The sequence below is a fragment of the Psychrobacter sp. AOP7-A1-24 genome (assembly GCF_052376235.1).
In the GTDB taxonomy this organism is placed as follows: domain Bacteria; phylum Pseudomonadota; class Gammaproteobacteria; order Pseudomonadales; family Moraxellaceae; genus Psychrobacter.
Window position 1 is genome coordinate 1 of the sequence record NZ_JBQSVM010000074.1, and the last position, 6482, is coordinate 6482.

8 protein-coding genes are annotated in these 6482 nt (G+C 40.1%); 7 read left to right on the top strand and 1 reads right to left on the bottom strand.

What is annotated here, in order from left to right; translation table 11 throughout:
• From ACT3QQ_RS13445 to ACT3QQ_RS13455, 3 genes are all read left to right on the top strand, one after another.
• Positions 1–1267: transposase (locus tag ACT3QQ_RS13445; RefSeq protein WP_444528382.1), on the top strand; the 1267-nt coding region annotated here is incomplete at its 5' end.
• Positions 1267–2163 (top strand): TniB family NTP-binding protein, encoded by an 897-nt coding sequence (locus ACT3QQ_RS13450; protein WP_192520018.1) that lies wholly within the window; start codon positions 1267–1269, stop codon positions 2161–2163. The genes ACT3QQ_RS13445 and ACT3QQ_RS13450, both read left to right, overlap by 1 nt.
• On the top strand, positions 2121–2711 hold the full coding sequence (locus tag ACT3QQ_RS13455; protein WP_192520019.1) for a TniQ family protein: 591 nt from the start codon (positions 2121–2123) through the stop codon (positions 2709–2711). Before ACT3QQ_RS13450 ends, ACT3QQ_RS13455 begins: the two co-directional genes overlap by 43 nt.
• A gap of 2 nt (positions 2712–2713) precedes the next feature.
• On the opposite strand, the gene ACT3QQ_RS13460 is transcribed toward ACT3QQ_RS13455, so the two are convergent.
• Positions 2714–3801 (bottom strand): IS3 family transposase gene (locus tag ACT3QQ_RS13460; RefSeq protein WP_444528383.1). Its coding sequence is split into 2 segments (ribosomal slippage): positions 2714–3549 and positions 3549–3801, totalling 1089 coding nucleotides; the frame shifts between segments, so codons are not numbered across the junction.
• A 42-nt stretch (positions 3802–3843) separates the two neighbouring features.
• Here ACT3QQ_RS13460 and ACT3QQ_RS13465 point away from each other — a divergent pair.
• The 4 genes from ACT3QQ_RS13465 to ACT3QQ_RS13480 all read left to right on the top strand — a co-directional run.
• On the top strand, positions 3844–4320 hold the full coding sequence (locus ACT3QQ_RS13465) for a SidA/IucD/PvdA family monooxygenase (RefSeq protein WP_192523545.1): 477 nt from the start codon (positions 3844–3846) through the stop codon (positions 4318–4320).
• 26 nt (positions 4321–4346) lie between these two features.
• Positions 4347–4940 (top strand): GNAT family N-acetyltransferase, encoded by a 594-nt coding sequence (locus ACT3QQ_RS13470; protein WP_192520251.1) that lies wholly within the window; start codon positions 4347–4349, stop codon positions 4938–4940.
• A gap of 42 nt (positions 4941–4982) precedes the next feature.
• Positions 4983–5714: a thioesterase II family protein gene (locus ACT3QQ_RS13475; protein ID WP_060490650.1), complete on the top strand. Its 732-nt coding sequence runs from the start codon at positions 4983–4985 to the stop codon at positions 5712–5714.
• Positions 5715–5825: 111 nt separating this feature from the next.
• Positions 5826–6482, top strand: a 657-nt coding sequence (locus ACT3QQ_RS13480; RefSeq protein WP_444528384.1) for an MATE family efflux transporter, incomplete at its 3' end; no start/stop codon positions are given.

A 6482-nucleotide genomic window follows, 5' to 3' on the forward strand; every position in this document is an offset into this window, starting at 1 on the left:
TTTTCGCAAGAGAGCAAAACAGAAATTTACGCCTAAGCCAGGTACCTTCCCTGGGGCTGACTATCCTCTAAGCGTTATCCAAATTGATCATACTCCTGCTGACATTATTCTTGTTGATGACAAACATAGGAAGCCCATTGGACGGCCATATATTACCTTAGCGATTGATGTGTACAGTCGAATGGTTACAGGCTATTACATCTCGCTTGACCCGCCTTCTGTTACCTCAGTCGGTATGTGTTTATCACGTAGTATTCTGCCTAAAACAGAATTGTTACTAGAGCATGGTATTACAGATGCTAGTTGGGATGTGTTTGGATTTCCCACTAAAATACATGTTGATAATGGAGCAGATTTTAGAGCAGAAAGTCTGCGCAAGTCGTGTATGTTTCATGGCATTGAACTTGAATTTAGACCAGTAGCAAGACCTGAGTTTGGTGGACACATTGAAAGACTGATTGGTAACGTAATGCAAAAGGTTCACGAATTACCAGGAACCACTTTTTCTAATATCAAAGAAAGAGATATTTACGATTCTGAGAAAAATGCTTCCATGACATTGGCTGAATTTGAGCAATGGGTACTGACCTATATCACAAAGGTTTACCACGAAACGACTCACTCAGCTTTAGAAACAACACCAAACGAAAAATGGAAGATAGGTATATTTGGCAATGATTACGAGGCAGGTACAGGTTTACCTGCTATACCATCCGATCCGCAAACGCTTACTTTAGACTTTATGCCGAGCCTAGAGCGCACCATTCAGCGTTATGGCGTCAAAATTGATGGACTTATCTACTATGACCCATGCTTAAACTCCTTCGTGAATGAACTAGAGGATAAAAGTAGCCAGAAGAAAACTAAATTTATCTTTAGACAAGATCCAAGAGACATAAGTTACGTTTGGTTCTTTGATCCATTACTTAAAAGCTATTTTTCAGTTCCACTAGCAAATCAAGCAACACCAGCTATGAGTCTTTGGGAGTACAAGTTTCTTAAGAAGCAGGTTAAAGAGTCTTCTGGCACTGTTAATGACGAGCTTATCTATCGTGCTTGGGATGATATGAAATCAATTGTTTCTGAGTCGCAGAGTATAACGAAGTCAGAGCGCAGAAAAGAACAACGTCGAAAATCTCACGTTAAATCGCAAGAGCTTTATGAGCCATTGAAAGAGCCGAAAAATGCTAATTCTGACACTTATCAATCTAATGCTATTTCAGGTATCGATGACAGTGGTTTAGGTTATTTTGAGGATATTGAATAATGAACAAATTACCGCATAAGCACATACATGAAAAATTCCGCCATATCGCTACGATGTCTAACGAGGAGCGGATTAAGTTTATCGATACTCCACGTTGGTTTGGTTACGATAAAGCAAATCGTGTCATTGAAAATATGCAAGGTCTGATGAACATGGTGCAACAGCACCGTATGCCGAACTTATTGATTATTGGTGATTCAAATAATGGTAAGACTACTATCATTAAGCAGTTTGTGAAACGTTTTGGTGATAGCTATATTGATGATGACTTAAATCTAGTAGTCCCTGTTATTTCTATTCAAGCACCGCCTTCAGCAAGTGAGAAGGACTTATATGTTGCTCTCATTGATGCCTTATCGTTGCCTTACAATATATCCAACTCAACAACTAAATTTCGCTATCAAGTTGTGCATTCTTTACTTGAGACTCAAGTGAAAATTATTGTTATCGATGAGATTCATTCAATGCTCACAGGTACAGCAAGACAGCAACGCCAAATCATGAATACCATAAAATACTTATGTAATCAGCTTCAAATACCAATTGTACTAAGTGGGACTAAGGATGCTGTCCGAATCTTGCATACTGACCCACAGCATGCTAGTCGTTTTGATGTCGCAGAGTTACTGCTATGGAAGAACGATAGAGAATTTAGAAAATTAGTGAGTACTTTTGAGCATGTTTTGCCTCTTAAAAATCCCTCTAATCTGATAGAGCCTACAAAACTCAATCTCATACATAGCATTAGCGGTGGCTGCATAGGTAATGTTAAAAGGTTAATGATCGAGTGTGCTAAAGAGGCCATTATTAACGGGACAGAAGAAATTACGATTAAGTCTATTGAGGATAAATCATGGTTACGACCAAAAAGAGGAATTCGCACAATTATTGGATAAAACCTTTGACCTTTTCAACCCCACTTTTAGAGGGTGAGAGTGTAGGCTCATGGATTATAAGGGCGTCACTTTCTCAGAAGTGTACTCTTACTACCTTTATGGGGTTTTATTGGCAACACGTAAATGACAGGTTAGATCGATATGATTTTGATAAAGGGTTTGAATACGTAAAGCCTGATGTTCACGAGGATATGGCTATATTGGCAGAAACGACGGTTGATAGGTTTAACAAACAGACTTTGACAAGCTTTGCTAGAGAACAGGGATTGATTTCACATAGTTCTAGCGCTTTAAAGTGGACACTCCCACTATCACGCAGACATCTATATGGGAGATTTGGACATCCATATTGTCCTGATTGTATGGCCGACAATGAAAAGTCTCATTTAAAGCTCCGATGGCGATTAGCTTGGTCAGTTTACTGTGATGAGCATCATAGGGTATTGCAGACAAATTGTCCTCACTGCGATATACCCTATCAGCCACTCTTAGCCAAAATTGAAAATAAGTATGGTAACCCTCCCAAACTTAAGACACCTAATAAATAGAATTAAGCTGCCTGATTGAGTTTTTGTATCGGTGTAAAACCGCCATTGCCCATGTTTGGGCGCTTATGATTATAATGGTATAACCAGTTTTCTGCTTGTGCGCGTACCTGCTCTAGATTATCAAACAGCTCCTGATTTAACCAATCATATCTCATGGTTCTGTTAAAGCGCTCTACATACGCATTTTGCTGTGGATTGCCAGGTTCAATATAGCTTAAGATGATACCTTGCTGTTCAGCCCAGTCTTTGAGCGCATTGTTGATGTATTCAGGGCCGTTATCGCATCTTATCTGCACAGGTTTGCCTCGGTACTCAATAAGCTGATTAAGACTGCGTATGACCCTCCCGGCCGGTAGCGAGAAGTCGACTTCAACGGTGAGTGCCTCACGGTTGTAATCATCAATGACATTGAACAGTCTAAAGCCACGGCCATCAGTTAAGCCGTCGTGCATAAAGTCCATGCTCCAGCTTTGGTTAATCCTATCAGGTACTGCTAATGGTATTGGTTTAGCACGTTTAATGCGACGCTTAGGCTTGATTCTAAGGTTGAGTTCAAGCTCGCAGTAGATGCGATATACCCGCTTATGGTTGTACGGCAGTCCTAGCACATTACGCAAGGTTAAAAAGCACAAGCCAAAGCCCCAGTTCTTGTTCTCATCAGTCAGTTTGATAAGTAAGTCCGCTATTTGCTGGTTCTCATCTGTTACCACCGACTTGTGATAATAACAGGTGACGCTGATGTTAAAGATACGGCAAGCACGGCGTATGCTAATGCTACGATCTTCAATATAGTGACAAGCCATCTGCCGGCGCCTTTGGGGCGCTACCACTTTTTTGACATAGCATCCTGTAGGATGTCGGATTTAAGACATTCATCAGCGTACATCTTCTTTAAGCGGGCATTTTCAACTTCAAGCTCTTTAAGACGGCTGATAAGTGTGGCGTCCATACCACCATATTTAGATCGCCAGTTGTAGAAGGTGCTTTGGCTGATGTTATGCTCACGGCAGAGCTCGGTAATAGGGACACCTTGTTCGGCTTGTTTTAGGATGTTGACGATTTGGTTGTCGCTAAAGCGTGTCTTTTTCATAGGATTCTCCTGCTGATGTATTCTAGCAGTTACTCTCTATTTATGAGTGTTCTTATTTATTGGGGGGATTACCATATCAAAGCGAAAAAAAGTCCGATTAATGTCAACATGCTCATTAACGTACGCTTGAACGATGTAGAGAAAAAAAATGACCAGACACTCTCCTTGCAACTGAATCATCTAGATTTAAATAAAGAATTTAAGATGGATACCCAAGCACTGATTTTAGCACTAGGCTACGAATATAAAACACCAGAATTTATCCATTCTATCTCTGAAAAAATCAATAGAGATGACACGGAGGGGCGTTATCAAATCGCTCGGAACTATAGCATAGATGATGACGAAACTATCTTTGTGCAAAATGTTGGCTTGTATTCTCATGGTATCTCTGTGCCGGATCTCGGCATGGGATGTTATAGAAACTCGATCATCATCAACCAAATATTGGGTGAAGAATATTATCAAGTAGAGAAAAAAATAGCGTTCCAAGACTTTCTACCCAAAGCATTACAATAGCCTTACTATAATAAAGAGAGCTTGATATGCCAAACCTATCGCAAATATTGCCAAATAATTATGAAAAAAAAATAGCGGACACAGTATATGGACTAAGGCAAATTCAATACCCCGACGATATGCCACTGATATATGACTGGATGCATAAAGAACACGTTATCCCGCAATGGCAATTAAATGAGCCGATGCCTAAACTACTGGCCTACTATGAAAAGATGATTGTAGACGACCATCAAAAGCTTTATTTCATAACGATAAATGGTAGGGCTGTGGGGTACATTGAAGTGTATGAAGCGGCCCGAGATCGTGTCCGTTTATATTATGATATTAAGGCGGCAGATATGGGCTTTCATATCCTACTAGGAGAAACGGACGTCGTCGGTAAAGGCTATGCTAAACCCATTATACGGTGCCTAACGGATTTTATATTCCAAAACAGTCGCGCTCGTAAAGTTATCGTAGAGCCTGATAGCAAGAATAAACCCATGTCGAAGATCTTGAACGCTTTGTCTTATGAGCCTCAAGGTGAGCTTGATATGCCCGAAAAAGTGGCAATGTTATATTTTTGCTACCGGGACACTTTCTATAACGCTCAAAATACGTCACCGGTAAGCGCTTAAGGCGTCATCAATGATAAAAAACGTAGGGTACAAAAGGAAAGCATGACGACATATGATATGTATTGTTTACCGCCAGCAGGGAGTAGCTCTATGTTGTATAGCGCTTGGCAAAAACTACTCCCAAGCTATCTTAATGTGATACCAGTAGAATATCCAGGCCATGGTATTAAAATGAGCACGCCATTATGCGATTGTCCAGACGTTCTTGCCCAAGAAATCGCTGAAAATATCAATCGAGACGTTAGCAAAAGACAGCACTCTTTTGCACTTTTTGGGCATAGTTTGGGAGCAGCGTTACTCTGGAAAGTCATTAATTATTTAGATGCGTCTACTCGCCCCTTTCTTAGTCTCATTATCGTCAGTGGTAGACCAAGCTATCAGCATACTCGGCATATGCCACTCAAGCATTTATTAACGGATGAGGAGTTAATTGAGGCATTAACGCATTATAACGGCACACCAAAAGCAATTCTTGACAACAAAAACACCTTATCTTTCTTTTTACGTATTTTGCGTAATGATTTTTTAGTGAACGATAGATTATTAGCAGACAATCCAAAGAAGACCACCGTGCCGCTACTGGCATTATATGGCGATGACGACACGGATATAGCTGACAAGACCAAAATGGATGCTTGGTCAGCTTATAGTGAAAACTGGCTAGGAAGTTACGTTTTTGCAGGCGGTCATTTTTATTTTAACAATCGTGAGGTGTGCAAAGAGATGCTACAAATAGTCACTTATGCCATTGAGTATACAACAACTACCATCTGATATATCGAACCGTATATAAGAACGCAGCATAAGTACCCAATATAAAAGCTGGTATCCGCCCAGCATTTAGTAATAAACCCCTATCGCCTTATTTTTTGAAGCCTATTTAAAATGACAAACTCTACCATCATTAAACCTATTTTAAAGCTTGCTATTCCATTGATACTCATACAGCTTTGCCAAGCCTCGCTCGGTATCGTTGATGCGATGGTTGCTGGACAATATAATTATAAAGATCTAGCCGCCGTGGGTTTAGGCAGTGCCATATGGACACCTGTCTTTCTTTTTTTTACGGGTGTGTTATATGTCTTTGTTCCTAAATTTGCCGCCCTTAACAATACTGTTGATACCAATAACGCCGATGCCAATAACATTTATCACGGCAATACACATATAGCGGCTCAAAAGCTCTTTTTACATGCCAAAAACGTTGCTTTTTGGCTGTCTATTATTGGATTCGTAATCATTGAACTATTAGCCTTTTCAGTCACTTGGTTTATTCAAGATGACGAGGTCAGTTTAATCACGAGAAATTATTTAATGTTTGTTGGCCTTGGGATGCCAGGTATTATTCATATGCTTATGTATAGAATAACGGGTGAAGGGAATAGTACCCTAAAACCTATTGTTTTAGTGAGCTTTCTACTGGTTATTATGAACGCTTGTCTGAATGTTATTTTTATCCATGGTTTTTTAGGGTTTCCTGAAATGGGTGGGATGGGATGCGGACTGGCGACGGCAGTAAGTGGGTATATCGCTTGTATGTTT